The 22,391-nt window shown below is 61.0% G+C and carries 24 protein-coding genes and 1 other RNA gene; 15 read left to right on the top strand and 10 right to left on the bottom strand.

Annotated elements, in window-relative coordinates; all coding sequences use genetic code 11:
• Positions 1 to 193 precede the first annotated feature (193 nt).
• The gene (gene cysD, locus GIB19_RS22265; protein WP_003251799.1) at positions 194 to 1,111 is read left to right on the top strand and encodes a sulfate adenylyltransferase subunit CysD; all 918 of its coding nucleotides are present in this window, start codon (positions 194 to 196) and stop codon (positions 1,109 to 1,111) included.
• A 15-nt stretch (positions 1,112 to 1,126) separates the two neighbouring features.
• Positions 1,127 to 3,028 (top strand): sulfate adenylyltransferase subunit CysN, encoded by a 1,902-nt coding sequence (cysN, locus tag GIB19_RS22260; RefSeq protein WP_027595325.1) that lies wholly within the window; start codon positions 1,127 to 1,129, stop codon positions 3,026 to 3,028.
• An 85-nt stretch (positions 3,029 to 3,113) separates the two neighbouring features.
• Here the strand turns inward: cysN and GIB19_RS22255 are convergent, their stop codons facing one another.
• A complete protein-coding gene (locus GIB19_RS22255) occupies positions 3,114 to 3,593 on the bottom strand; it encodes an Lrp/AsnC family transcriptional regulator (RefSeq protein ID WP_027595326.1) in 480 nt (159 codons plus the stop codon).
• Positions 3,594 to 3,720: 127 nt separating this feature from the next.
• Here GIB19_RS22255 and GIB19_RS22250 point away from each other — a divergent pair, with 127 nt between their 5' ends.
• Positions 3,721 to 4,917, top strand: coding sequence for a methionine gamma-lyase (locus tag GIB19_RS22250; RefSeq protein WP_099430378.1), 1,197 nt, complete (start codon positions 3,721 to 3,723; stop codon positions 4,915 to 4,917).
• Between the two features lie 57 nt (positions 4,918 to 4,974).
• On the opposite strand, the gene GIB19_RS22245 is transcribed toward GIB19_RS22250, so the two are convergent.
• The gene (locus GIB19_RS22245; RefSeq protein ID WP_274888002.1) at positions 4,975 to 5,673 is read right to left on the bottom strand and encodes a hypothetical protein; all 699 of its coding nucleotides are present in this window, start codon (positions 5,671 to 5,673) and stop codon (positions 4,975 to 4,977) included.
• 182 nt (positions 5,674 to 5,855) lie between these two features.
• Positions 5,856 to 6,293, bottom strand: coding sequence for a YhcB family protein (locus GIB19_RS22240; RefSeq protein ID WP_027593992.1), 438 nt, complete (start codon positions 6,291 to 6,293; stop codon positions 5,856 to 5,858).
• Between the two features lie 135 nt (positions 6,294 to 6,428).
• On the opposite strand from GIB19_RS22240, the gene GIB19_RS22235 reads away from it, so the two are divergent.
• From GIB19_RS22235 to zapE, 3 genes are all read left to right on the top strand, one after another.
• Complete coding sequence (locus tag GIB19_RS22235) at positions 6,429 to 7,064, top strand: alpha/beta hydrolase (protein ID WP_027593993.1); 636 nt, start codon at positions 6,429 to 6,431, stop codon at positions 7,062 to 7,064.
• Between the two features lie 25 nt (positions 7,065 to 7,089).
• Positions 7,090 to 8,439: a tryptophan--tRNA ligase gene (locus tag GIB19_RS22230; RefSeq protein ID WP_099430375.1), complete on the top strand. Its 1,350-nt coding sequence runs from the start codon at positions 7,090 to 7,092 to the stop codon at positions 8,437 to 8,439.
• Between the two features lie 85 nt (positions 8,440 to 8,524).
• The gene (gene zapE / locus GIB19_RS22225; RefSeq protein ID WP_027593995.1) at positions 8,525 to 9,619 is read left to right on the top strand and encodes a cell division protein ZapE; all 1,095 of its coding nucleotides are present in this window, start codon (positions 8,525 to 8,527) and stop codon (positions 9,617 to 9,619) included.
• A gap of 112 nt (positions 9,620 to 9,731) precedes the next feature.
• Here the strand turns inward: zapE and GIB19_RS22220 are convergent, their stop codons facing one another.
• Positions 9,732 to 10,652, bottom strand: a complete 921-nt coding sequence (locus GIB19_RS22220) for a GlxA family transcriptional regulator (protein WP_172960431.1) — start codon at positions 10,650 to 10,652, stop codon at positions 9,732 to 9,734.
• A gap of 213 nt (positions 10,653 to 10,865) precedes the next feature.
• Entirely contained in the window at positions 10,866 to 11,906 is a 1,041-nt protein-coding gene (locus GIB19_RS22215; RefSeq protein ID WP_099430374.1) for an NADP(H)-dependent aldo-keto reductase, read from the bottom strand.
• A 257-nt stretch (positions 11,907 to 12,163) separates the two neighbouring features.
• Here GIB19_RS22215 and rplM point away from each other — a divergent pair, with 257 nt between their 5' ends.
• The 7 genes from rplM to GIB19_RS22180 all read left to right on the top strand — a co-directional run bounded on the left by rplM (position 12,164) and on the right by GIB19_RS22180 (position 17,028).
• Positions 12,164 to 12,592: a 50S ribosomal protein L13 gene (rplM, locus tag GIB19_RS22210; protein ID WP_008097538.1), complete on the top strand. Its 429-nt coding sequence runs from the start codon at positions 12,164 to 12,166 to the stop codon at positions 12,590 to 12,592.
• Between the two features lie 14 nt (positions 12,593 to 12,606).
• Complete coding sequence (gene rpsI, locus GIB19_RS22205) at positions 12,607 to 12,999, top strand: 30S ribosomal protein S9 (protein WP_009404633.1); 393 nt, start codon at positions 12,607 to 12,609, stop codon at positions 12,997 to 12,999.
• Positions 13,000 to 13,261: 262 nt separating this feature from the next.
• Positions 13,262 to 13,855 carry a ubiquinol-cytochrome c reductase iron-sulfur subunit gene (petA, locus tag GIB19_RS22200; protein ID WP_027593998.1) on the top strand — a complete coding sequence of 198 codons (594 nt, stop codon included), beginning with the start codon at positions 13,262 to 13,264 and terminating at the stop codon, positions 13,853 to 13,855.
• Positions 13,855 to 15,066 carry a cytochrome b gene (locus GIB19_RS22195; RefSeq protein WP_027593999.1) on the top strand — a complete coding sequence of 404 codons (1,212 nt, stop codon included), beginning with the start codon at positions 13,855 to 13,857 and terminating at the stop codon, positions 15,064 to 15,066. The genes petA and GIB19_RS22195 overlap by 1 nt, the downstream gene beginning before the upstream one ends.
• On the top strand, positions 15,066 to 15,845 hold the full coding sequence (locus GIB19_RS22190; RefSeq protein ID WP_027594000.1) for a cytochrome c1: 780 nt from the start codon (positions 15,066 to 15,068) through the stop codon (positions 15,843 to 15,845). Before GIB19_RS22195 ends, GIB19_RS22190 begins: the two co-directional genes overlap by 1 nt.
• 117 nt (positions 15,846 to 15,962) lie before the next feature.
• On the top strand, positions 15,963 to 16,586 hold the full coding sequence (locus GIB19_RS22185; RefSeq protein WP_099430373.1) for a glutathione S-transferase N-terminal domain-containing protein: 624 nt from the start codon (positions 15,963 to 15,965) through the stop codon (positions 16,584 to 16,586).
• Between the two features lie 10 nt (positions 16,587 to 16,596).
• Complete coding sequence (locus tag GIB19_RS22180; protein WP_027594002.1) at positions 16,597 to 17,028, top strand: ClpXP protease specificity-enhancing factor; 432 nt, start codon at positions 16,597 to 16,599, stop codon at positions 17,026 to 17,028.
• Between the two features lie 46 nt (positions 17,029 to 17,074).
• Here the strand turns inward: GIB19_RS22180 and GIB19_RS22175 are convergent, their stop codons facing one another.
• The 5 genes from GIB19_RS22175 to GIB19_RS22155 form a co-directional block, all read right to left on the bottom strand.
• Positions 17,075 to 17,293, bottom strand: a complete 219-nt coding sequence (locus tag GIB19_RS22175) for a YgdI/YgdR family lipoprotein (RefSeq protein ID WP_099430372.1) — start codon at positions 17,291 to 17,293, stop codon at positions 17,075 to 17,077.
• A 142-nt stretch (positions 17,294 to 17,435) separates the two neighbouring features.
• Positions 17,436 to 18,014: a BON domain-containing protein gene (locus GIB19_RS22170; RefSeq protein WP_027594004.1), complete on the bottom strand. Its 579-nt coding sequence runs from the start codon at positions 18,012 to 18,014 to the stop codon at positions 17,436 to 17,438.
• Positions 18,011 to 18,604: a phosphoheptose isomerase gene (locus tag GIB19_RS22165; protein ID WP_012274070.1), complete on the bottom strand. Its 594-nt coding sequence runs from the start codon at positions 18,602 to 18,604 to the stop codon at positions 18,011 to 18,013. The genes GIB19_RS22170 and GIB19_RS22165 overlap by 4 nt, the downstream gene beginning before the upstream one ends.
• A gap of 86 nt (positions 18,605 to 18,690) precedes the next feature.
• Positions 18,691 to 19,062, bottom strand: coding sequence for a YraN family protein (locus GIB19_RS22160; protein ID WP_027594005.1), 372 nt, complete (start codon positions 19,060 to 19,062; stop codon positions 18,691 to 18,693).
• Positions 19,062 to 20,879: a penicillin-binding protein activator gene (locus GIB19_RS22155; RefSeq protein WP_099430371.1), complete on the bottom strand. Its 1,818-nt coding sequence runs from the start codon at positions 20,877 to 20,879 to the stop codon at positions 19,062 to 19,064. The genes GIB19_RS22160 and GIB19_RS22155 overlap by 1 nt, the downstream gene beginning before the upstream one ends.
• A gap of 187 nt (positions 20,880 to 21,066) precedes the next feature.
• Between GIB19_RS22155 and rsmI the strand changes: the two genes are divergently transcribed.
• Together rsmI and rnpB are read left to right on the top strand one after the other, a co-directional pair.
• On the top strand, positions 21,067 to 21,942 hold the full coding sequence (gene rsmI / locus GIB19_RS22150; protein ID WP_027594007.1) for a 16S rRNA (cytidine(1402)-2'-O)-methyltransferase: 876 nt from the start codon (positions 21,067 to 21,069) through the stop codon (positions 21,940 to 21,942).
• Positions 21,943 to 22,009: 67 nt separating this feature from the next.
• An RNA gene (rnpB, locus tag GIB19_RS22145) (RNase P RNA component class A) lies at positions 22,010 to 22,383 on the top strand.
• Positions 22,384 to 22,391: the final 8 nt, after the last annotated feature.

The following is a 22,391-nucleotide window of genomic DNA, read 5'->3' as shown; positions in this document are numbered from 1 at the left end:
CCACTGGCCTCTTCGCAGCCCAAGGCTGCTCCTACAACGGCTGGTGGTGAGTAGCCAGAGCCCAAACCCCCAGTCATATCGTTAGATTGTTTCGATCTAGCCCGCCTCCTAAATAGAATCAGCCGCTGTGATAAAGTGGCTCGCTCGAACACGGCCCGCAGGCCGTCCATAAGATCGTTTTTCGTGAGTAGCCATGGTCGACAAACTGACGCACTTGAAACAGCTGGAGGCGGAGAGCATCCACATCATCCGCGAGGTGGCCGCCGAGTTCGACAACCCGGTGATGCTGTACTCGATCGGCAAGGATTCCGCCGTGATGCTGCACCTGGCGCGCAAGGCCTTCTTCCCGGGCAAGCTGCCGTTCCCGGTGATGCACGTCGACACCCAGTGGAAATTCCAGGAGATGTACAGCTTCCGCGACAAGATGGTCGAGGAAATGGGCCTGGAGCTGATCACCCACGTCAACCCTGAGGGTGTGGCGCAGGGCATCAACCCCTTCACCCATGGCAGCTCCAAGCACACCGACATCATGAAGACCCAGGGCCTCAAGCAGGCGCTGGACAAGCATGGTTTCGACGCCGCCTTCGGTGGTGCCCGCCGTGACGAAGAGAAGTCGCGCGCCAAGGAACGCGTCTACTCGTTCCGCGACAGCAAGCACCGTTGGGACCCGAAGAACCAGCGCCCCGAGCTGTGGAACGTGTACAACGGCAAGGTCAACAAGGGCGAGTCGATCCGCGTCTTCCCGCTGTCGAACTGGACCGAGCTGGACATCTGGCAGTACATCTACCTCGAAGGCATCCCGATCGTGCCGCTGTACTTCGCCGCCGAGCGTGAAGTCATCGAGAAGAACGGCACCCTGATCATGATCGACGACGAGCGCATCCTCGAGCACCTCTCCGAGGAAGAAAAGGCCCGCATCGTCAAGAAGAAGGTGCGTTTCCGTACCCTCGGTTGCTACCCGCTGACGGGTGCTGTCGAGTCCGAAGCCGAGACCCTGACGGACATCATTCAGGAAATGCTCCTGACCCGTACGTCCGAACGCCAGGGCCGTGTCATCGACCACGATGGCGCCGGCTCCATGGAAGACAAGAAACGCCAAGGCTACTTCTAATTTCAGGGTTACTCCATGTCGCACCAATCTGATCTGATCAGCGAGGACATCCTCGCCTACCTGGCCCAGCACGAGCGCAAGGAACTGCTGCGTTTCCTGACCTGCGGCAACGTCGACGACGGCAAGAGCACCCTGATCGGGCGCCTGCTGCACGACTCGAAGATGATCTACGAGGACCACCTCGAAGCCATCACCCGTGATTCGAAGAAGTCCGGCACCACCGGCGAAGAAGTCGACCTGGCGCTGCTGGTCGACGGCCTGCAGGCCGAGCGTGAGCAGGGCATCACCATCGATGTCGCCTACCGCTACTTCTCCACCGCCAAGCGCAAGTTCATCATCGCCGACACCCCGGGCCACGAGCAGTACACCCGTAACATGGCCACCGGTGCATCCACCTGTGACCTGGCGATCATTCTGGTCGATGCCCGCTACGGCGTGCAGACCCAGACCCGTCGTCACAGCTACATCGCCTCGTTGCTGGGCATCAAGCACATCGTCGTCGCCGTCAACAAGATGGACCTCAAAGGGTTCGACGAAGGCGTGTTCGAAGAAATCAAGGCCGACTACCTGAAGTTCGCCGATGCCATCAACCTGACGCCGAGCAGCCTGCACTTCGTGCCGATGTCGGCGCTCAAGGGCGACAACGTGGTCAACCGCAGCGAGCGTTCGCCGTGGTACACCGGCCCTGCGCTGATGGAAATCCTCGAGACCGTGGAAGTCGCGGCCGACCGCAACTTCACCGACCTGCGCTTCCCGGTGCAGTACGTCAACCGTCCGAACCTGAACTTCCGCGGCTTTGCCGGCACCCTCGCCAGTGGCGTAGTGCACAAGGGCGACGAAATCGTCGTGCTGCCGTCGGGCAAGAGCAGCCGGGTCAAGTCCATCGTCACCTACGAAGGTGAGCTGGAAAACGCCGGCCCAGGCCAGGCCGTGACCCTGACCATGGAAGACGAAATCGACATCTCCCGTGGCGACCTGCTGGTGCATGCCGACAACGTCCCGCCGGTGACCGACCAGTTCGACGCGATGCTGGTGTGGATGGCCGAAGAGCCCATGCTCCCGGGCAAGAAATACGACATCAAGCGCGCCACCAGCTATGTGCCGGGCTCGATCGCCAGCATCACCCACAAGGTCGATGTGAACACCCTCGAAAAGGATGCGGCCAGCGCGCTGCAGCTGAACGAGATCGGTCGCGTCAAGGTGTCCCTGGACAGCGCCATCGCACTGGACGGCTATGACAGCAACCGCACCACCGGTGCGTTCATCGTCATCGACCGCCTGACCAACGGCACCGTTGGCGCCGGCATGATCATCGCGCAGCCAGTGCTGCCGCACGGCAGCACCGGCCAGCATGGCAAGCAGGCTCACGTGTCCACCGAAGAGCGCGCCCTGCGCTTCGGCCAGCAGCCGGCCACCGTGCTGTTCAGCGGCCTGTCCGGCGCTGGCAAGAGCACCCTGGCCTACGCCGTGGAGCGCAAGCTGTTCGACATGGGCCGTGCGGTGTACGTGCTCGATGGCCAGAACCTGCGCCACGACCTGAACAAGGGCCTGCCACAGGACCGCGCCGGCCGCACCGAGAACTGGCGCCGCGCCGCCCATGTGGCGCGCCAGTTCAACGAAGCCGGCATGCTGACCCTGGCCGCCTTCGTCGCCCCGGATGCCGAAGGCCGCGAACAGGCCAAGGCGCTGATCGGCAAGGAGCGCCTGGTGACCGTTTACGTCCAGGCCTCGCCAATCGCCTGCCGCGAGCGCGACCCGCAGGGGCTGTATGCTGCCGGTGGCGACAACATCCCGGGTGAAAGCTTCCCGTTCGATGTGCCGCTGGACGCTGACCTGGTGATCGATACCCAGAACACCAGTGTCGACGAAGGCGTGAAGCAGGTGCTGGACGTGCTGCGTCAGCGTGGAGCGATCTAAGCGCTGAAGCTGCATGAAAAACCCCGCTTCGGCGGGGTTTTTTGTGGCACCTGTTTGGCGTGCAGTTGCAATGAATAGCGCTGACTCAGATGTGCTTCTCCGACACTGGAATCACGCGCCTCTCTTTCACTGCCTTGTACGAAAAGCTCGAATAAATTTCCTTAACTCCCGGCAACCGCTGCAGTACTTCCCGGGTGAATTCCCCAAACGATTCAAGGTCCCGCGCCAGTATTTCCAGCAAGAAGTCATAGCGCCCGGAAATATTATGGCAGGCAACGATTTCGGGTATTTCCATCAACCGCTTCTCAAAGGCCAAGGCCATGTCTTTGGTATGCGAATCCATCATGATGCTGACAAAAGCGGTGACGCCAAACCCCAATGACTTAGGGGAAAGAATGGCCTGGTACCCGGTGATATAGCCGTTATCTTCCAGCAATTTGACCCGCCGCCAGCAAGGCGAGGTGGTCAGCGCTACCTGGTCGGCAAGCTCGGAGACGGTAAGGCGGGCGTTGTCCTGCAGGGCGGCGAGCAGGGCGCGGTCGGTGCGGTCGAGGCTCGAAGGCATGGTTTGCCCTCCTGATCGAATAATTGTTGTTTTTGTTCCAAAAAGTGCTCGATTGCGTGGGCTATTTTGGAAAAACTCAGGCAGCTCGGTGGCATAAGCTTATAACAAACCACCAGAGGCTGTTGCCATGCGCGACTCCCATAACAACACCGGTTTTTCCACACGGGCCATCCACCATGGTTATGACCCGCTTTCCCACGGGGGCGCCCTCGTGCCGCCGGTGTATCAAACAGCGACCTATGCCTTCCCCACCGTTGAATACGGCGCTGCCTGCTTTGCAGGAGAGGAGGCGGGGCACTTCTACAGCCGCATTTCCAACCCGACGCTGGCCTTGCTTGAACAGCGCATGGCGTCGTTGGAAGGGGGCGAGGCCGGGCTGGCGCTGGCTTCGGGGATGGGGGCCATTACCTCGACGATCTGGACCCTACTGCGGCCGGGTGATGAACTGATTGTCGGGCGCACGTTGTATGGCTGCACCTTCGCCTTCCTGCACCATGGCATTGGCGAGTTCGGGGTGAAAATCCGTCACGTCGACCTTAACGACATCAAGGCACTCAAGGCGGCGATCACCAGCAAAACACGGATGATCTACTTCGAAACACCCGCCAACCCCAACATGCAACTGGTCGATATCGCGGCCGTGGCGGATGCCGCGCGTGGGCATGATTTGCATATCGTGGTCGACAACACCTACTGCACGCCTTATTTGCAGCGGCCCCTGGAAATGGGAGCCGACCTGGTGGTGCATTCGGCCACCAAGTACTTGAGCGGCCATGGTGATCTCACCGCAGGGCTGGTGGTGGGGCGCAAGGCGCTGATCGACCGGATACGCCTGGAAGGCCTCAAAGACATGACCGGCGCGGTGCTGTCGCCCCATGACGCTTCGCTGTTGATGCGCGGTATCAAGACCCTGGCCCTGCGCATGGACCGCCATTGCGCCAACGCCCAGCAGGTGGCGGAGTTTATCGCGCGACAGCCGCAGGTCGAGTTTATCCACTACCCAGGGCTGCCCTCGTTTACCCAGTACCAACTCGCTCAACGGCAGATGCGCCTGCCGGGCGGCATGATCGCCTTTGAGCTCAAGGGCGGCATCGAAGCCGGGCGGCGCTTCATGAACGCCCTGCAGCTGTTCGCGCGGGCGGTGAGCCTGGGCGATGCCGAGTCGCTGGCGCAGCATCCGGCGAGCATGACCCATTCCAGCTATACGCCGAAGGAGCGGGCACATCACGGGATATCGGAGGGGTTGGTGCGCTTGTCGGTGGGGCTCGAGGATGTGGAGGACCTGCTTGAGGATGTTCGCCAGGCGCTGATGGTTTGCAGTTGAAGCGGCTGTACGGGCCCTGACATTGGCATAGCCGCGTCAGGGCCTTACGCCTGGAGGTCAGACTTCATCAGGGTTGTTCAGGTACGCGGCGTTTCTTTCCAGAATACTCAGGCGCAACTCAAGAGGAGACTGGCCTTGCGTGCAAACGTAGGTGTAAGGCACACCTTTGAACGTGCGCAACATCAAGGGCGTTTGCCGGCCTGCTGGGGCCAGACGCACAATTGCCTGGTCTTCAAGGCTGGCGAAAGTGATGGGTATGTTGTCGCAATCCAGCAACTCGAAGAGCGTTGGGTAGGCGTTATCGAAGGGGGAGGGTAAGGCGCATACGCAATTTTCCTTATGGATGTAAAGTGCGCGTGCGTAGCGAACGGAAGACCGAACGAACAACCGGTAGCCCTTTTCCACACTGCGAAAGTAAAGGTGCAGCGGCGCGGCATCGACTGCCTCAGCAACATAGCCAAGGTAATTCGATTCATCACGCTTGTTGGCTTCAACCGGTTTTACAACCGACGTGGGATTCTGCTCATAGACAGGTGCTCGGCTTCCTCGGTTTCCACGGGTGGTTATCACGGTGTTGCGGAAAAAGCGGCCGGCCCGTCCCGCGTGGGCAATGCCAGCCATCGTTGGTTTTTGCGTGGTGGGGGTAGAATTGCCGCCGATCTCGGCGGGGCTGCCCAGCAGTTCATCGAGGAAATTGAGGCTACCGTCCACGGCCTCGACAGTGGCGATGAATGAGCGTTGTCGGTGAGTCAGCATAAGAGTTCTCCTGGGTTGGATAGGCTTATGCAGGGTCCGGTGATACTTGGATGACAGGCACTTGGAAATACGTTCTGAGCACGTTGGGTGATTCTGTTGCAGGCTCGGTGCCGCTTGCTAAACCTTTCTCCACCCTTCAGAAAACAAAAGGCCTCTTTCGAGGCCTTTTTCAGTGCATCAGCTCAACGCTTGAGCCCGTAGCTCTCATCGAGCATACCCGGCGAGTTCGGCGTTTTTGGCGCGTAGTCGCGTGGCACTTCGGCGGTGTCCTTCGGCGGGGTCAGACGGTCGCGTGGGCCTTGGGCCGCTTCGGAGTGGAGGGCGGCCAGCAGGCGCTGGCGGGTGACGTCGTCGAGGGCCAGGGTGTTGGCGCCATCGGCGAGGTGATCCTGGACATCCTGGTAGCTCTGGGTGAGTTTCTTGACCAGTACGGCGGTGCTGTTGAAGTGGGTGACCACTTCGTTCTGGTAGCTGTCGAAACGCTGCTGGATGTCATCCAGTTGACGTTGCGTGCTGCTCGGCGCGGCATTGGGCAGCAGGCGGGCTACGACGAAACCAACCACCACGCCGATGACCAGGGCCAGGGTCGGCAACAACCAAACAAGGAGCGAGAGTTCCACGAGTCCTTCCTCTATAAACGGCTTTGCTTTACGTTAACGGCTCAGACCTGCGCTGTATACCGCGAGCGATCGCAAATCAGAACAGAATTCCTCACCTAGACGAATCGACCCTTCCCGAGGTCACGGAGTAGTGCCTTGCTTGTCCGCGAAACCCCCTTGTTCATCGATGGCCCTTGTGGCCAGTTGGAAGCCTTGTACCTGGACGTGGCCGATGCCCGCGGCGTGGTGCTGATCTGCCACCCCAACCCGGTTCAGGGCGGCACCATGCTCAACAAGGTGGTTTCGACGTTGCAACGCACCGCGCGTGACGCCGGTTACGTGACCCTGCGCTTCAACTACCGGGGTGTCGGCCAAAGCGCCGGCAGCCATGACATGGGCGCTGGCGAGGTGGCCGATGCCGAGGCGGCGGCTGCCTGGTTGCGCGCGAAGCACCCTGAGCTGCCGGTGGTGCTGATGGGCTTCTCGTTCGGTGGTTTCGTCGCGACCAGCCTGGCAGGGCGCCTGGAAAGCGCTGGGGTTGAGTTGCAACACTTGTTCATGATCGCCCCGGCGGTGATGCGCCTGACAGACGAATTCCCGTTGCCGCAGCGCTGCCCGATCACCCTGGTGCAGCCCGACAGCGACGAGGTCGTCGATCCGCAGTTGGTCTACGAATGGTCTGACACCCTGTCGCGCCCCCATGAGCTGCTGAAAGTGGCAGAATGCGGACACTTCTTCCATGGCAAGCTGACCGATCTGAAGGATCTGCTGCTGCCGCGCCTTTCGAATTGAGCCAAGCCTGAATAAGCGAATACCCATGACCACGCGCATCCTTACCGGTATCACCACCACCGGCACCCCGCACCTGGGCAACTACGCCGGCGCCATTCGCCCGGCGATCCGCGCCAGCCAGCAACCCGGTGCCGATTCGTTCTACTTCCTGGCCGACTACCACGCCCTGATCAAGTGCGACGACCCGCTGCGCATCCAGCGCTCGCGCCTGGAAATCGCTGCCACCTGGCTGGCCGGTGGCCTCGATCCGGACAAGGTGACCTTCTACCGCCAGTCCGACATCCCGGAAATCCCCGAACTGACCTGGTTGCTGACCTGCGTTGCTGCAAAGGGCCTGCTCAACCGTGCCCACGCCTACAAGGCCTCGGTGGACAAGAACGTCGAGAACGGTGAAGACCCGGACGCCGGCGTGACCATGGGGCTGTTCAGCTACCCGGTGCTGATGGCCGCCGACATCCTGATGTTCAACGCCCACAAGGTGCCGGTCGGCCGTGACCAGATCCAGCACGTGGAAATGGCGCGTGACATTGGCCAGCGCTTCAACCACCTGTTCGGCCAGGGCAAGGACTTCTTCGCCCTGCCGGAGGCGGTGATCGAAGAGAGCGTGGCGACGTTGCCGGGCCTGGACGGTCGCAAGATGTCCAAGAGCTACGACAACACCATCCCGCTGTTCACCAGCGCCAAGGACATGAAAGACGCCATTTCGCGCATCGTGACCGACTCGCGCGCGCCGGGCGAAGCGAAAGACCCGGACACTTCGCACTTGTTCACCCTGTACCAGGCCTTCTCGACGCCGGAGCAATGCGCCGGGTTCCGCGAAGAGCTGCTGCAGGGCCTTGGCTGGGGCGACGCCAAGCAGCGTCTGTTCCAGCTGCTGGATGGGCAACTGGCCGAGAAGCGCGACCACTACCATCAACTGATCTCGCGCCCATCGGACCTGGAAGACATCCTGTTGGCCGGCGCCGCCAAGGCCCGCAAGATCGCCACGCCGTTCCTCGAGCAGCTGCGCGAAGCCGTTGGCCTGCGTTCGTTCCGCAGCAGCGTGCAGGCCAACACCGAAGTGAAGAAGAAGGCCGCCAAGAGCGCGCGTTTCGTCAGCTTCCGTGACGAGGATGGCAGCTTCCGCTTCCGCCTGCTGGCCGCCGACGGCGAGCAACTGTTGCTGTCGCGCAGCTTCGCCGACGGCAAGAGTGCTGGCGCTGTAAGCAAGCAGCTGCAGCAAGGTGGCGAAGCCGATGTGCGTGCTGAAGGGCTGAGCTTCAGCCTGTGGCTGAATGGCGAGCAAGTGGCTGAAGGGCCGCAGTTCGACACGGCCGAAGCCCGTGATGCGGCTGTTCAAAGCCTGCACGAGGCCCTGGTGCCACAGCAGGACTGAGACAGTTTGACGCAAGTCTGATTGCCATTAAGCGGGCCTGTCGCTACAGTGACGGCCCGTTTTTTGTTGCCTCGCTAACGAAATCATGACGCCCCTAGAACGATACCAAGCAGATCTGAAACGTCCCGACTTCTTCCATGATGCGGCGCAGGAGACTGCGGTGCGTCACTTGCAGCGCCTGTACGACGACCTGGTGCACGCGCAGAACAACAAGCCGGGCGTGTTCGGCAAGCTGTTCGGCAAGAAAGAGCAGACGCCGGTCAAGGGCCTGTACTTCTGGGGTGGGGTAGGGCGTGGCAAGACCTACCTGGTCGACACCTTCTACGAGGCGCTGCCGTTCAAGCAGAAGATGCGGACGCACTTCCACCGCTTCATGAAGCGCGTGCACGAGGAAATGAAAACCCTCAAGGGCGAGAAAAACCCGCTGACCCTCATCGCCAAGCGTTTCAGCGATGAAGCCAAAGTCATCTGCTTCGACGAGTTCTTCGTCTCCGACATTACCGATGCGATGATCCTCGGCACCTTGATGGAGGAGCTGTTCAAGAACGGCGTGTCCTTGGTGGCGACGTCCAACATCGTGCCGGACGGCCTGTACAAGGACGGCCTGCAGCGTGCGCGCTTCCTGCCCGCCATTGCCATGATCAAGCAGTACACCGATGTGGTGAACGTCGACAGTGGCGTGGACTATCGCTTGCGCCATCTGGAGCAGGCCGAACTGTTCCACTTCCCGCTCAATGACGCCGCACACCAGAGCATGCGTGCCAGCTTCAAGGCACTGACCCCTGAGTGCACCCAGGCTGTCGAGAACGACGTGCTGATGATCGAGAACCGCCCGATCAACGCCCTGCGCACCTGCGATGACGTCGCTTGGTTCGACTTCCGCGCCCTGTGCGACGGGCCGCGTAGCCAGAACGACTACATCGAGCTGGGCAAGATCTTCCATGCCGTGTTGCTGAGCAATGTCGAGCAGATGGGCGTTGCCACCGATGATATCGCCCGCCGGTTCATCAACATGGTCGACGAGTTCTACGACCGCAACGTCAAGCTGATCATTTCGGCTGAGGTGGAGTTGAAGGACCTGTACACCGGTGGCCGGTTGAGCTTTGAGTTCCAGCGGACCTTGAGCCGGTTGCTGGAGATGCAGTCGCACGAGTTCCTGTCGCGCGCGCACAAGCCTTGAATACTGGGGCCGCTTTGCGGCCCATCGCTGGCAAGCCAGCTCCCACAAGTACCGCGCGGTCCCTGTAGGAGCTGGCTTGCCTGCGATGGGGCGCGTAGCGGCCCCCTAGGCCTCAAGCCTCTTGCATGAACTGCTGCCGATACTGGTTCGGCGACAACTCCGTGTGCTGGCGGAACAACCGGGCAAAGAAGCTGGCATCGTCGTAGCCCACTTCGTAGCTGATGGTCTTGATGCTCTTGCGCGTGCTCGACAACAAGCCCTTGGCGGTCTCGATCCTTAGCCGTTGCAGGTAATGCAGCGGCTTGTCGCCCGTTGCGCCCTGGAAGCGCCGCATGAAGTTGCGAATGCTCATGCCGTGGTTGCGGGCCACGTCCTCGAAGCGGAACTTGTCGGCGAAGTGCTCTTCCAGCCAATGCTGGATCTGCAGAATGATCAGGTCCTGGTGCAGTTTCTGCCCACCAAAACCCATCCGCCCAGGGGTGTAGTTGCGCTGCACTTCGTAAAGGATGTCGCGGGCCACGGCGCGGGCCACGTTGGCACCGCAGAAGCGCTCGATCAGGTAGATATACAGGTCACAGGCCGACGTCGCGCCGCCCGCGCAATAGATATTGTCGGCATCGGTCAGGTGCTTGTCCTGATTCAAGCGGATTTTCGGAAAACGCTCGGCGAAATTGGCGAAGAAACGCCAGTAGGTCGTCGCCTCCTTGCCGTCGAGCAGGCCGGACTCGGCCAGCCAGAACACGCCAGAGGCTTCAGCGCACAGCACGGCGCCACGGGCATGTTGCTCACGCAGCCACGGCAACACCTGTGGATAACGCTGCATGAGGTTGTCGAAGTCGTCCCAGAACGCTGGGAGGATGATGATATCGGCATCGTTCAGGCCGCCGTCTACCGGCAGCTGGACATTACTGAAGCTGTCCACGGGCTGGCCGTCTGGGCTCACCAGGCCAATTTCGAACATGGGCTGCAGGCCCAGGCCCAATTGCTTGCTGTACCGCAGGCTGGCGAGGTGGAAGAAATCCTTGGCTTGCATCAAGGTCGAAGCGAACACCTTGTCAATGGCCAGGATGCTGACGCGCCGCAGCGACGCGGAGGGTTGGGTAAACATCATTGTCATTGTTCTTATAGGGTAGAGTGGTCAATCACCGGCTGGATCGTCTTATTTTTTGGCGATTGTGTCTACCCCGCAGAATTGCACGGTCCCTTTCGCGAGTTCACCCGCGAAAGGGACAGCGCTGCACTGGGTTCAGGGCGCCGGGTTGGGCTGGTCCTGATGGATCGCCTCGATCGCCGCCAGCAGCTCATCGCTCAGCTTCAGGTCCAGGCTCGCCAGGTTGCTCTCGAGCTGTTCGACGCTAGTCGCACCGATAATGTTGCTGGTCACGAACGGCTGGCGTGTGACGAACGCCAGGGCCATCTGCGCCGGGTCCAGCCCATGTGCCTGGGCCAGTTGCACATAGCGGCTGCAGGCCGCCACGGTCTGCGGGTTGGAGTAGCGGGCGAAGCGGCTGAACAGCGTCAGGCGGCCTTTTTCTGGCCGGGCGCCGTTCTCGTATTTGCCCGACAGCATGCCAAAGGCCAGCGGCGAATAAGCCAGCAGCCCGCATTGCTCACGGATGGCGATTTCCGCCAGGCCCACCTCGAAACTGCGGTTGAGCAGGTTGTACGGGTTCTGGATCGACACCGCGCGCGGCCAGCCGCGGGCTTCTGCCAGTTGCAGGAACTTCATTGTGCCCCACGGCGTTTCGTTGGACAGGCCGATGTGGCGGATTTTGCCCGCGCGCACCTGCTCATCGAGCACTTCGAGGGTCTCTTCCAGTGGGGTGAAGTGGTCTTGTGGCAGGTGCTGATAGCCCAGCTTGCCGAAGAAGTTGGTGCTGCGCTCCGGCCAGTGCAGTTGGTACAGGTCGATGCGGTCGGTTTGCAGGCGTTTCAGGCTTTCGTCCAGCGCCGCGACGATGTGCTGGCGGTTGTGCTTGAGCTGGCCATCACGGATGTGGCTGATGCCGTTGCCGGGGCCTGCGACCTTGCTGGCCAGGATCCAGTCGTCGCGATCACGCTTTTCGCGGAACCAGTTGCCGATGATGCGCTCGGTGGCGGCATAGGTCTCTGGGCGCGGTGGCACCGGGTACATTTCGGCGGTGTCGATGAAGTTGACCCCGGCGGCCTTGGCCATCGCAATCTGCTTGAAGGCCTCGTCCTGAACGTTCTGTTCGCCCCAGGTCATGGTGCCCAGGCACAGGGCGCTGACGTTGAGATCGGTACGGCCGAGCTGGCGGTATTCCATCGGGAAAACTCTCCTTGGTAAAGAAGCCCATAAAAGCAGGTTGAAATTTTTCGCGCAATCTGGATAATTCGGCACCTCTCCGTGTGGCGGAAGTGATGCACCACCACGCAGGAAGAACCCCGTCGAACATTGGCGTGCCCGACCCGAGCCCCCAAAAGCGTCTGTGTTCGGCTGCGCGCTTGCCCTTGGCAAGCTGTGCACTATCCAGTAAGATTCGCCGTCTATTTTTCGCTGGGCGGCCTCTGAGGCTTTAGAGAATGAAAACTTTTACTGCTAAACCGGAAACAGTAAAGCGCGAGTGGTTCGTAGTCGACGCCGCTGGCCAGACCCTGGGTCGTCTGGCTACCGAAATCGCTAGCCGTCTGCGTGGCAAACACAAACCAGAATACACCCCTCACGTTGACACCGGCGACTACATCGTCGTCATCAACGCCGAGCAAATCCGTGTAACTGGCGCCAAGTCTTCCGACAAAATGTACTACTCCCACTCCGGCTTCCCAGGCGGTATCAAGGAAATCAACTTCGAGAAGTTGATCGCCAAGGCCCCTGAGCGTGTTATCGAAACCGCGGTCAAAGGCATGCTGCCGAAGAACCCGCTGGGTCGCGACATGTACCGTAAGCTGAAAGTGTACGCGGGTGCTGCTCACCCACACACTGCTCAGCAGCCTCAAGAACTGAAGATCTAACGGGATAGTTCATTATGTCGGCGACTCAAAATTACGGCACTGGCCGTCGCAAGACCGCAACCGCTCGCGTTTTCCTGCGTCCGGGTACTGGTAACATTTCCATCAACAACCGTTCTCTGGACGTGTTCTTCGGCCGCGAAACCGCTCGCATGGTTGTTCGCCAGCCGCTGGAACTGACCGAGACCGTTGAGAAGTTCGACATCTACGTCACCGTTGCTGGTGGTGGTGTCAGCGGTCAAGCCGGTGCGATCCGTCACGGTATCACCCGCGCTCTGATGGAATACGACGAAACCCTGCGTGGCGCTCTGCGTCGTGCTGGCTACGTCACCCGCGACGCTCGTGAAGTTGAGCGTAAGAAAGTGGGTCTGCGTAAAGCGCGTAAGCGTCCTCAGTACTCCAAGCGTTAATTTCGCTTCGGCAGTCGAAAAAGCCCGGTTCCTTTGGAACCGGGCTTTTTTTATGTCTTGAACTAACCTGTCAGCATGTCCGTGACGGCTTACCGCATAGACGCAGATCAAGCAAAGCGAGGGTTGTAGCCCGTAACCGGGTAATCACCTTGTCAGTGTGTGGATTTGTTTCTTACCATGGCGGCCAATTTTTAGTGCCACAGACATTACCTAAGTACAGGCCTGATCCAACAGGCCAAGCAAGCTGATGGGAGAGGACTGAATGAGCAATGACGGCGTCAACGCAGGCCGGCGCCGCTTCCTCGTAGCCGCGACCTCTGTGGTCGGGGCGGCGGGGGCAGTGGGGGCTGCGGTACCGTTCGTGGGGTCATGGTTTCCCAGTGCCAAGGCGAAAGCCGCGGGTGCACCGGTGAAGGTGAATATCGCCAAGGTCGAGGCCGGGCAGCAGATGGTGGCCGAGTGGCGTGGCCAGCCTGTGTTCATCGTACGGCGAACGGAGGAGATCCTCGGGAACCTCAAGAAAATTACCGCAGACCTGTCCGACCCCGAGTCGAAGGCCTCGGTGCAACCCACCTACGTCGACCCGCAGGTGCGCTCGATCAAGCCGGAAATACTCATTCTCGTAGGCCTGTGCACCCACCTGGGCTGCTCGCCGACGTTCCGCCCTGAAGTGGCGCCCGCCGACCTGGGGCCAAAGTGGGTAGGGGGCTATTTCTGCCCGTGCCACGGTTCCCACTATGACCTGGCTGGCCGTGTCTACAAGTCGCAGCCGGCGCCTCTCAACCTGCCAGTGCCGCCGCACTCGTATGAGTCGGACGACATCATTGTCATCGGCGTCGATCAGGAGAACGCATGATGAGCAAGTTCATGGACTGGATTGATGCGCGCTTCCCCGCCACCAAGATGTGGGAAGACCACCTGAGCAAGTATTACGCGCCCAAGAACTTCAACTTCCTGTATTTCTTCGGCTCCCTGGCGTTGCTGGTGTTGGTCAACCAGATCGTCACCGGTGTGTGGCTGACCATGAGCTTCACGCCCTCGGCAGAAGAGGCCTTCGCCTCGGTCGAGTACATCATGCGTGACGTGGAATACGGCTGGATCCTGCGCTACCTGCACTCCACCGGCGCGTCGGCGTTCTTCATCGTGGTCTACCTGCACATGTTCCGCGGGCTGCTCTACGGCTCCTACCAGAAGCCACGTGAGCTGGTCTGGCTGTTCGGCATGCTGATCTACCTGGCGCTGATGGCAGAGGCCTTCATGGGCTACCTGCTGCCTTGGGGGCAGATGTCGTACTGGGGTGCCCAGGTGATCATCTCGCTGTTCGGTGCGATTCCGGTGATCGGCGACGACCTCACCCAATGGATTCGTGGTGACTACCTGATTTCCGGTATTACCCTGAACCGCTTCTTCGCCCTGCATGTGGTAGCCCTGCCGATCGTCATTCTGGGCCTGGTGGTGCTGCACATCCTGGCCTTGCATGAAGTGGGTTCGAACAACCCCGATGGCGTCGACATCAAGAAGAAAAAGGACGAAAACGGTATCCCGCTGGACGGCATTCCGTTCCACCCGTACTACACCGTCAAGGACATTGTCGGCGTGGTCGTGTTCCTCTTCGTGTTCTGCGCTGTGGTGTTCTTCTTCCCGGAAATGGGCGGTTACTTCCTGGAGAAACCGAACTTCGAGCAGGCGAACGCCTTCAAGACGCCTGAGCACATTGCACCGGTGTGGTACTTCACGCCGTTCTACGCGATCTTGCGTGCGGTGCCTGACAAGCTCATGGGTGTGATCGCCATGGGTGCCGCCATCGCCGTGCTGTTCGTGTTGCCTTGGCTCGACCGCAGCCCGGTGCGCTCCATGCGTTACAAAGGCTGGATCAGCAAGCTCTTCCTGCTGGTGTTCTGCGTGGCCTTCGTCATCCTCGGCATATTGGGCGTGCTGGCACCGACACCAGGGCGCACCTTGCTGTCGCAGGTGTGCACGGTGTTGTACTTCGCCTACTTCCTGCTGATGCCGTTCTACACAAGGCTCGAGAAGACCAAACCGGTTCCGGAAAGGGTGACTGGCTGATGAAAAAGTTGATTGCAGTATTTTTGCTGGCAGTGATGCCTGCCTTTTCCTTCGCTGCGGAACACGGCCTGGAGCTGGACAAGGTCGACATCGACCTGACCGACAAAGCGGCCATGCAGGATGGTGCGCGTACCTTTGCCAACTATTGCATGGGTTGCCACAGCGCCAAGTTCCAGCGCTACGAGCGGGTCGCCGATGACCTGGGTATCCCCCACGAGCTGATGCTTGAAAAGCTAGTGTTCACCGGTGCCAAGATTGGTGACCACATGAACATCGGCATGAAGCCAAGCGATGCCAAGACCTGGTTCGGCGCCGCGCCACCCGACCTGACCCTGGTCGCCCGGGTGCGGGGTACCGATTGGCTGTACACCTACCTGCGCAGCTTCTATGAGGACAAGTCGCGTCCTTATGGGGTGAACAACAAGGTGTTCCCTAACGTCGGCATGCCCAACGTACTGGTCGGCCTGCAGGGCAACCAGGTGGTTGGCTGCAAGCAGGTGCAGAGTGTGGTCGATGGCAAGAAGCAGTTTGACCCGCTGACGGGCAGCCCATTGACCCATGAAGCGTGCGACCAGCTGACCATCACGCCGAATTCCGGTACCCTGACGACCGAGCAGTTCGACGAGAAGGTCAAGAACCTGGTGACCTTCCTGGCCTATTCGGCCAACCCGGTCAAACTGGAAAGCCAGCGCATTGGTACCTATGTGTTGCTGTACCTGGCTTTCTTCTTCGTATTCGCCTATTTGCTCAAGCGTGAATACTGGAAGGACGTGCACTGATCACGCAGTAATTTCTGGTAGTTGAACGCGCCCGGGGGGCCCTAGCAGATTTGCCAGGGTACCCCGGGCGCGTTTTCATTTAGAGTTTTACGAGCATCTCGTGCGAGGAGGCGCTACATGGGCGCAACCAACAGGTTAGCCTGCTATTCCGATCCCGCTGATCACTATTCTCATCGGGTACGCCTCGTTCTTGCCGAAAAAGGCATCAGCGTGCAGATCGTCGACGTCGATCCTGGCCGTCTGCCGCCCAAGCTGGTTGAGGTGAACCCCTATGGGAGCGTGCCGACCTTGGTCGACCGCGACCTGGCGTTGTATGAGTCGACCGTGGTGATGGAATACCTCGAAGAGCGTTACCCGCATCCACCCTTGATGCCGGTGTACCCTGTGGCGCGTGGCAACAGCCGCCTGCTCATGCACCGCATCCAGCGTGACTGGTGTGCCCTGGCGGACACCGTGCTCGACGCGCGCAGCACTGACGCTGCCCGGGCCGAGGCGCGCAAGGCGCTGCGTGAGAGCTTGACCGGTGTCTCGCCGCTGTTCGGTGAGTTCGCCTGCTTCATGAGTGATGAGCAAAGCCTGGTCGATTGTTGTCTATTGCCCATACTCTGGCGTTTGCCGGTCATGGGTATCGAATTGCCGCGGCAAGCCAAGCCGCTGCTGGATTACATGGAGCGACAGTTCGCCCGCGAGCCTTTCATGGCGAGCCTGTCCTCTGTAGAACGTGAAATGCGCAAGCTTTAAGGAGCTGTTGATGAACTCCAGTCGCCCCTATCTGGTTCGAGCACTGTACGAGTGGATCGTCGACAACGATTGCACGCCCCATATGCTGGTCAATGCCGAATTCCCGGCAGTCCAGGTGCCGCAAGGTTTTGCCAGTGATGGTCAGATTGTCCTGAATATCTCGCCGAGCGCCGTGCGCAGCCTGCACATGGATAACGATGCGGTGAGCTTCGAGGGCCGCTTCGGCGGCGTCGCCCACACGTTGTTCGTGCCGATTGGTGCGATCCTCGGTATCTACGCCCGTGAGAACGGGCAGGGCATGGTCTTCGAGCTGGAGCCGTCGTTGCTGGAAGGCGATGAGCTGGAAGACGACGACGTCGAGCCGGATGATGACGGCCCACCTGAAGGGGGTGGCCAGCCGCCGCGTCCGACAGGCCGGCCGAGCCTCAAAGTGGTCAAGTAACAAAAAAGGCGATCCAACCGGATCGCCTTTTTATTTGCAGCTTCGATTACAGGTCGCTGATGGTGCGCACCTGGTCTTTGTTGATGCGGGTACGTTTGCCGTCGAGTTGCTGGAACTCGTAGAAGCCGGTGGCCTTCTCGTAGCGCGGCGCGTCGACGGCCTGGAACTCGCGGCCGTCGTTCAGGGTGATCAGGCTAGGGGTGGAGCAGCCGGCCAGGGTGGCGAAGGTGCCAATCAGCAGGGCAGGCAGCAGGAGCTTCTTCATGCGGTGTTTCCTGAATTTCTGAAGGGTAAAGCTTTGTGGTGGCCTGTATGCGCCTCATCGCCGGCAAGCCGGCTCCCACAGGTAAACCACGAACCCTGCGAGAGCCGGCTTGCCGGCGATGAGATCGGAACAGGCCGATGAATCAGTCGATGTACTCGAACAGCTTGACGATCTTCTGCACGCCCGACACGCTCTGGACCACGCCGGTGGCGGCGTTGGCCTCTTGCTGGGTCACCAGGCCGAGCAGGTAGACGATACCGTTTTCGGTAATCACCTTGATGCGCGAGCTTGGCACGGCGTTGTCGGTCAGCATCTGGGTCTTGATCTTGGTGGTCAGCCAGGCGTCGTTGTTGCGCGCGAGGATGGAGGACGGCTGCATCACTTGCAGTTCGTTGTGCACCTTCTTCACGCGCTGCACTTGGCCTGCAGTCTGCTCGGCCAGGCTCTTGAGGTCGGCGCGCGGGGTTTGGCCGGCGAGCAGGACAATACCGTTGTAGCTGCTGACAACGATGTGCGAGCCCTTGTCCAGGTCTGGGCTGGCCTTGGAAATATTCACCGCAGCCTTGGTTTCGATCAGCGAGTCATCGATCTTGCTGCCGATGGTGCGCGTGCCGCGATCGTCCTCGATTGGCGAATTGCGGGTGGAGGTCAGCACCGAGCTGCAGCCGGTAACGCTCAGGCACAGGGTCAGGGCCATCAGGCCGAGGCGCATAGGGGTCATTCTTCACTCCCGAACAGTTGGCTGTCGATCAGGTCGCACAGGCAGTGGATCGCCAGCAGGTGGACTTCCTGGATACGCGCGGTGACTGTCGAGGGCACGCGGATTTCCACGTCCTCGGGCAGCAGCAGCGAAGCCATGCCGCCACCGTCACGTCCAGTCAATGCTACGACAATCATTTCGCGATCATGTGCGGCCTGGATCGCTTGAATCACGTTGGCCGAGTTGCCGCTGGTGGAAATCGCCAGCAACACATCGCCGGGCTGGCCCAGGGCGCGAATCTGTTTGGAAAAGACTTCGTTGTAGCTGTAGTCATTGGCAATCGAGGTCAGCGTCGAGCTGTCGGTTGTCAATGCGATGGCCGGCAGGCTCGGGCGCTCGCGCTCGAAGCGGTTGAGCAGCTCTGACGAGAAGTGCTGGGCATCGCCGGCCGAGCCGCCGTTGCCGCAGGCGAGCATCTTGCCCTCGTTGAGAAGCGCATTGACCATGACCAGGCTGGCCTGCTCGATGTGCGGTGCCAGGATGTCCATTGCCTGTTGCTTGGTATCGATGCTGGCCTGGAACAGCCGGCGAATTCGGGATTGCATGTCCATCTGGTGACCTTAAGTGGGGCGGTGGCCTTTGCTGCGCGCATCAACGACCAGCCCGCGAAACATAGAGCAAAAAATATGAAGTGGGTTCAGCATTCGAAGGCGTTTTTCAGCCATTGAAGCGGTCTGCCTGCGTGGTGGCTGCCCTGCAGGGCGACAACGTCGAAGCGGCAGGGGTGTGTGGCCCAGCGGCACTCCTTCTGCAGGAAAAGGCTGGCAGCCAGCACCAGCCGTTTCTGCTTGCGCCCGTCGATACTGCCGAGGGCGCCACCGAAGCTCGCGTGCAGCCGGTAGCGGACTTCGACGAATACTACTGTATCGGCGTCGAGCATGACCAGATCAAGCTCACCGCCTTTGCATCGCCAATTGCGTGTCAGCAGCTGCAAACCTTGCCCTTGGAGGTACTCAAGGGCTTGGTTTTCGGCTGCATGGCCGGCCTGGGTAGGCGATGCGTCGGGCATCAGCGGGCGGTGTCTGGCAGGCGCTTGACCTGGCCACCAGCGAACTCGGCCCACGGCAGTTGACGTTCGATGCGCTGGTTGGCGTTCATGCTCAGGCTGCCGGACAGGCCCTGGATGCGGTTATCCGGCAGGGCTTTCAGCTGGCCCAGGCGGGGTGCCAGGCTGTAGGCATCCACACCCATGGCGTACAGGCGGCCGAGGCTGCCGGCTGCTTGTGGCCATTGCTGGACCACTTGCTGGCGCAGGCTGTTGCTGGTGTCGAGCAGCCACGGTGTTTCGCAGAAGCGAATGCCGTTCATGTCGTTGTACTGGTTGACGTCACCGCTGGCGCTGTACAGGTTCGAGGTGGCGTAGACTGGCACGTCGCCCGCGTACTGGAAGTTCAGCGTCGGCTTGATCTGCTGGGCCTGCTGCGGCGTCGAGGCGAGGAAGATGAAGTCGATGTCCTGGCGGCGCGATGGCTGCGCGGCGATGTTGCCGCCTACCGTGCTTTGCAGGCTCTTGGCGCGGCCTTCGCTTTGGCGCAGTTGGAACAGGTCGGCAATTTGCTGGGCCAGGGCGACCGGCTGGGCGATGCGTTCGGCGGCGAGCAGGGTGCCGCCGTTGCTTTCCCAGTCTTTGCGGAAAGCGGCGAGCACGCGGTCGCCCCATTCACCGCTTGGCACCAGGGCAACGGCACGTACCTTGCCGTCGGCGCGGGCGCGGCGCGAGACTTCACGGGCTTCGTCTTCAGCGGCGAGGCCGAACTGGAAGAGTTGCGGCGGGGCTGTTTGGCCGGCGTCTGCGTAGTTCAGTGCCAGTGTGGTGATTGGCAACTGCTGATTAGCAGCGAGCTTCTTCACCAGAGGCTTTTCCAGTGGGCCGACTACAAGTTGCACACCAGCGGCCTGGGCCTGGCGGTAGAAGTCGTCCAGCGAGGTGATGCGCGAGCTGTCGAATACCTGCACGGCTGGCGCCGGTTGGCCCGACTGCTGGGCTTGGAAGTGAGCGGCCATGAAGCCATCGCGCAGCGCGCGGGCGACACCCGCCAAAGGCCCTTCCTGGGGCAGCAGCAGAGCGATCTTGGTCAATGGCTGGCTGGCCAGCTCCTTGAGCTTGACCAGCGCCATCGGCAGTTGCTGGGCGGCTGGGTGGTCCGGGTGCTGTTTGCGCCAGGCATCGATGGCGGCTTGCTGTTGCTCCAGGGTGCCGGCGGTTTTCACCGCCAGGGCCAGGCTGGTCCAGCCGGCCAGGACCGGGTCGGTGGCGGGCTGCTGCAACTGCTCTGCCGGCAATGCGGCGACCAATGCCCAGATGGCGTCATTGTTGGCGCTGGCGGCCTGGCCGCTGAGCAGCGGGGCGAGCAGGATGCGCTGTTGTGCCGCTGCCAGCGACTGGCCATCGGCTTCAAGGGCGGCCGCGTGGACGCTGTAGGTGCGTGCTTGCTGTTCTACCGGCAGTTCGCCAACGCGCTGCAGGCTGGGGTGCGACAGCGCGCTCAGCGCCGCTTTGGGCTGGTTGCGGCTCATCGCCAGCTCGGCGCCAAGGGTGCTGGCGAACACTTGCTGGGCGGGCTTGAGCGTGTCCATCGGGACCTGCTCGAGAATGCGTGCGGCGCGCGGGTAGTCCTTCTGCTTGTACGCAAGGTCTGCGGCGCTCAGGCGCAGCAGGGCGGCGTCTTCCGCGGACTTGCTGGAGGCGGCCTTTTCGAGCAGTTGCTCGATACTGGCGTCCGGAGTGCGCGGCAGCTCGCCCAGGCTGGATGAGGGCGAGCTGGCGCAGGCTGCCAGCAGGGTAGCGAGGCAGAGGGCTGAGAGCAGCCGCAGGCAAGCGATCATGTAAAGGTCCTGTTACTCGATCAAGTTGGCCGGCAATTGTACCCAAGCACTGGCCGGGGCGCGATGTTGCTGATGCTGATCCTTCACTATAGGCGGCTGGCCGGTGAACGCCTGCGAAGTTCTTTGCGCCCTGTTGCGGGCGCTCGGGCTACAATGGCGCCTTTGATCCGAAAGACAGGTGTGCGCAGTGACTGATGTGGCAGGGGCTTCGAAATCCACCGTGGGTACGCTGTATGTGGTCGCAACGCCCATCGGCAACCTCGACGACATGAGCGCCAGGGCGCTGAAGGTGCTGGCGGATGTCGCCCTGATCGCGGCCGAGGACACGCGTCACTCGATCCGCCTGCTGCAGCATTTCGGTATCGACACGCCGCTGGCGGCCTGCCATGAGCACAATGAGCGTGACGAAGGTGGGCGTTTCCTGACCAAGCTGTTGGCCGGCGACAACGTGGCGCTGGTGTCCGACGCCGGTACGCCGTTGATTTCCGACCCTGGCTACCACCTGGTGCGCCAGGCGCGGGCGGCGGGTGTGAATGTGGTGCCGGTGCCCGGTGCGTGCGCGCTGATCGCCGCGCTTTCTGCCGCGGGCCTGCCCTCCGACCGTTTCATCTTCGAAGGCTTTTTGCCGGCGAAGACGGCGGGGCGCCGGGCACGCCTGGAGCAGGTGAAGGAAGAGCCACGTACGTTGATCTTCTATGAGGCCCCTCACCGCATCCTCGAGTGCCTCGAAGACATGGAGGCAGTGTTCGGTGCTGAGCGCCCGGCGCTGTTGGCGCGCGAGCTGACCAAAACCTTCGAAACCCTCAAAGGGCTGCCCTTGGCTGAGTTGCGTGCTTTTGTCGCGGCCGATAGCAATCAGCAGCGCGGAGAGTGCGTTGTATTGGTGGGCGGCTGGAGTGCGCCTGAGGGCGAGCAGGCCATCAGTGTCGAGGCGCAGCGTGTGCTGGACTTGCTGTTAGCGGAGTTGCCGCTCAAACGGGCGGCGGCACTTGCGGCGGAAATTACCGGCGTACGTAAGAACCTGTTGTATCAACTTGCCTTGGAAAAGCAGAAAGCACAGTAGTGGCAATTTGATATAGTTTACGGTATCGCTTGTTCTTGAGCGCGGCTGCCGTTAACCTTGTCAGCGGAGAGTCGATTGGACAGTCGCTGCCTGCTTTTGTTCCGCAGCTTTTGTTGCGAAACGGCAGGGGGAGGAAAGTCCGGGCTCCATAGGGCAGAGTGCCAGGTAATGCCTGGGAGGCGTGAGCCTACGGAAAGTGCCACAGAAAATAACCGCCTAAGCACTTCGGTGCCGGTAAGGGTGAAAAGGTGCGGTAAGAGCGCACCGCGCGACTGGCAACAGTTCGTGGCTAGGTAAACCCCACTCGGAGCAAGACCAAATAGGGTTCCATTAGGCGTGGCCCGCGTCGGAACCGGGTAGGTTGCTAGAGGCGTCCAGTGATGGCCGTCGTAGAGGAATGACTGTCCTCGACAAAACCCGGCTTACAGATCGACTCTCCACCTCTCCCT

Origin of the sequence: Pseudomonas sp. ITEM 17296 (assembly GCF_028895205.1) — a bacterium.
GTDB lineage: Bacteria > Pseudomonadota > Gammaproteobacteria > Pseudomonadales > Pseudomonadaceae > Aquipseudomonas > Aquipseudomonas kermanshahensis.
This window is presented reverse-complemented; position numbering and strand designations above follow the sequence as displayed.

Excerpts from the sequence above, each read along its gene's own strand:
- cysD (WP_003251799.1), top strand. The coding sequence starts at position 194 with ATGGTCGACAAACTGACGCACTTGAAACAGCTGGAGGCGGAGAGCATC.
- cysN (WP_027595325.1), top strand. The coding sequence starts at position 1,127 with ATGTCGCACCAATCTGATCTGATCAGCGAGGACATCCTCGCCTACCTG.
- GIB19_RS22255 (WP_027595326.1), bottom strand. The coding sequence starts at position 3,593 with ATGCCTTCGAGCCTCGACCGCACCGACCGCGCCCTGCTCGCCGCCCTG.
- GIB19_RS22250 (WP_099430378.1), top strand. The coding sequence starts at position 3,721 with ATGCGCGACTCCCATAACAACACCGGTTTTTCCACACGGGCCATCCAC.
- GIB19_RS22245 (WP_274888002.1), bottom strand. The coding sequence starts at position 5,673 with ATGCTGACTCACCGACAACGCTCATTCATCGCCACTGTCGAGGCCGTG.
- GIB19_RS22230 (WP_099430375.1), top strand. The coding sequence starts at position 7,090 with ATGACCACGCGCATCCTTACCGGTATCACCACCACCGGCACCCCGCAC.
- zapE (WP_027593995.1), top strand. The coding sequence starts at position 8,525 with ATGACGCCCCTAGAACGATACCAAGCAGATCTGAAACGTCCCGACTTC.
- GIB19_RS22220 (WP_172960431.1), bottom strand. The coding sequence starts at position 10,652 with ATGCAAGCCAAGGATTTCTTCCACCTCGCCAGCCTGCGGTACAGCAAG.
- GIB19_RS22215 (WP_099430374.1), bottom strand. The coding sequence starts at position 11,906 with ATGGAATACCGCCAGCTCGGCCGTACCGATCTCAACGTCAGCGCCCTG.
- rplM (WP_008097538.1), top strand. The coding sequence starts at position 12,164 with ATGAAAACTTTTACTGCTAAACCGGAAACAGTAAAGCGCGAGTGGTTC.
- rpsI (WP_009404633.1), top strand. The coding sequence starts at position 12,607 with ATGTCGGCGACTCAAAATTACGGCACTGGCCGTCGCAAGACCGCAACC.
- petA (WP_027593998.1), top strand. The coding sequence starts at position 13,262 with ATGAGCAATGACGGCGTCAACGCAGGCCGGCGCCGCTTCCTCGTAGCC.
- GIB19_RS22195 (WP_027593999.1), top strand. The coding sequence starts at position 13,855 with ATGAGCAAGTTCATGGACTGGATTGATGCGCGCTTCCCCGCCACCAAG.
- GIB19_RS22190 (WP_027594000.1), top strand. The coding sequence starts at position 15,066 with ATGAAAAAGTTGATTGCAGTATTTTTGCTGGCAGTGATGCCTGCCTTT.
- GIB19_RS22185 (WP_099430373.1), top strand. The coding sequence starts at position 15,963 with ATGGGCGCAACCAACAGGTTAGCCTGCTATTCCGATCCCGCTGATCAC.
- GIB19_RS22180 (WP_027594002.1), top strand. The coding sequence starts at position 16,597 with ATGAACTCCAGTCGCCCCTATCTGGTTCGAGCACTGTACGAGTGGATC.
- GIB19_RS22175 (WP_099430372.1), bottom strand. The coding sequence starts at position 17,293 with ATGAAGAAGCTCCTGCTGCCTGCCCTGCTGATTGGCACCTTCGCCACC.
- GIB19_RS22170 (WP_027594004.1), bottom strand. The coding sequence starts at position 18,014 with ATGACCCCTATGCGCCTCGGCCTGATGGCCCTGACCCTGTGCCTGAGC.
- GIB19_RS22165 (WP_012274070.1), bottom strand. The coding sequence starts at position 18,604 with ATGGACATGCAATCCCGAATTCGCCGGCTGTTCCAGGCCAGCATCGAT.
- GIB19_RS22160 (WP_027594005.1), bottom strand. The coding sequence starts at position 19,062 with ATGCCCGACGCATCGCCTACCCAGGCCGGCCATGCAGCCGAAAACCAA.
- GIB19_RS22155 (WP_099430371.1), bottom strand. The coding sequence starts at position 20,879 with ATGATCGCTTGCCTGCGGCTGCTCTCAGCCCTCTGCCTCGCTACCCTG.